This window comes from Actinomyces sp. ICM58 (genome assembly GCF_000283035.1).
Taxonomy (GTDB): Bacteria; Actinomycetota; Actinomycetes; order Actinomycetales; family Actinomycetaceae; genus Pauljensenia.
In genome coordinates, this window is sequence record NZ_ALIY01000166.1 from 1 (window position 1) to 1,404 (window position 1,404).

Here is a 1,404-nt window from a genome sequence, read left to right on the forward strand (position 1 = left end):
GCCCGCGACGTGCGGTCTGCCGCGCGCCCGGATGCGCCCGAGGGCGACGAACGCCGGGAGGAGGAACGCTTGGGGGAATTCTTACGCTGGTCAGCCACGCCTCCACGATACCGGGCCGCGGCGTCGGGCTGCGCCTAACGCTCGGGGCGGGCGACACATTCGCGCCAACAAGCAGACGCGCACCGCCGGTTCACGCGGCCGCGTTGCGTTTGTGAGAGCTCGGGGGGTCGTCGTCGGGTTCGATCACGCACCATCGCTCGATGGCGACCGCGACGATCACCCACACGAGGCCGACGAGGGAACTGATGCCCGAGCCCAGCGAGTTAGCGACCATCGCGGGGGCCTCCAGCTGCATGAGGGACACGACCATGACTCCGATGAGGACGCCGGTCAAGCCGGCTCCCACCAGTGCCGAGGTGCGCGCGAACACGGCGACGCGCATGGCGCCGATCGCGTCGATCCACGTGTCTTTCCCGGCGCGCAGGCGACGCACGGCCAGGCCGGACCAGATCAGCGCGGCGGTGGCCAGGGCGAAGACGACGGCGGGGCCGGGCGTGACGATCATGGGGGTGCCGCCCGCGCGCATGTGCGCGAAGAATCCGAGGAAGCTCATGACGGCGCATACGACGCCGACCAGCAGCACCCAGGTGATCGCCAGCGGTTTCATTTAGCGCCTCTTGACGATGGGGATCGCTCCGGTCATCGTGGGCCGCACGACGACGCGACGCAGGATACCGGTCTGGGTGGCCTCGTCGTCCGGGATGGGGCCGACGGGGGTGTTGTCAGGCAGCCCGGGGGCCAGGATCGTGGCGCGGCCGTCGGCGTGCACGGTCGGCTTGGGGGGCTCTTGCTCGTGGGCCAGGCCGCTGCGGTCGTCGACGACGCGCACATCGTGGGCGGCGCCCACGGAGAAGTTCCAGTCGGGCAGCTTAATGTCGGCGCGCGAATCGGGACGTTTCTGCTGGAAGACGGGCGCCCACCGGGGCTTCTCTTCGCCGCTGGGCGTGTAGGTGCCCGAACCGATTTTGCGGGTCATTCGCCCGGCCGGGGAGTCCGCGGGCACGGAAGAGACGGGGTGCCACGCGGGGCGGGACGAGGCCGGGGCCGCCTGCGCGTGAGCGGGCGTCTCACTCGCGGGCTCATCCTCGTCTGTCGGGGCCTGGGCGTCCGGGGCGGGAGCGGTCTCCGGGGTTGAGTCGGTCTCCGGGGCGGGGTCGATGTCCGGGAACTCGGCAACGACCTCGACGGCGCCGGTCTCGGCGTCATCGACGTCGGTGAAGGCGACGGGCGCCTCGGCCGCCTCGGCGACCCGCAGGGCTCGCTGCGCGGGCGTCTCGGGCTGGGGAATGGGCGGCCGGGAGTCCTCAGCCTCGTCATACTCGACGTCGGCCGCCCCGTCCGCGG

Annotated in this window: 1 protein-coding gene and 1 pseudogene; both read right to left on the reverse strand. The window is 71.9% G+C overall.

The window, feature by feature from the left end; genetic code table 11:
- Positions 1-190 precede the first annotated feature (190 nt).
- Positions 191-667 (reverse strand): DUF3180 domain-containing protein, encoded by a 477-nt coding sequence (locus tag HMPREF1138_RS07595; RefSeq protein WP_009058336.1) that lies wholly within the window; start codon positions 665-667, stop codon positions 191-193.
- Positions 668-1,404, reverse strand: a pseudogene (locus HMPREF1138_RS11415) (2-amino-4-hydroxy-6-hydroxymethyldihydropteridine diphosphokinase); the annotation flags it as partial.

What these genes read in the sequence shown, in the direction of transcription:
- HMPREF1138_RS07595 (WP_009058336.1), bottom strand. Translation starts at nt 667, where the DNA reads ATGAAACCGCTGGCGATCACCTGGGTGCTGCTGGTCGGCGTCGTATGC.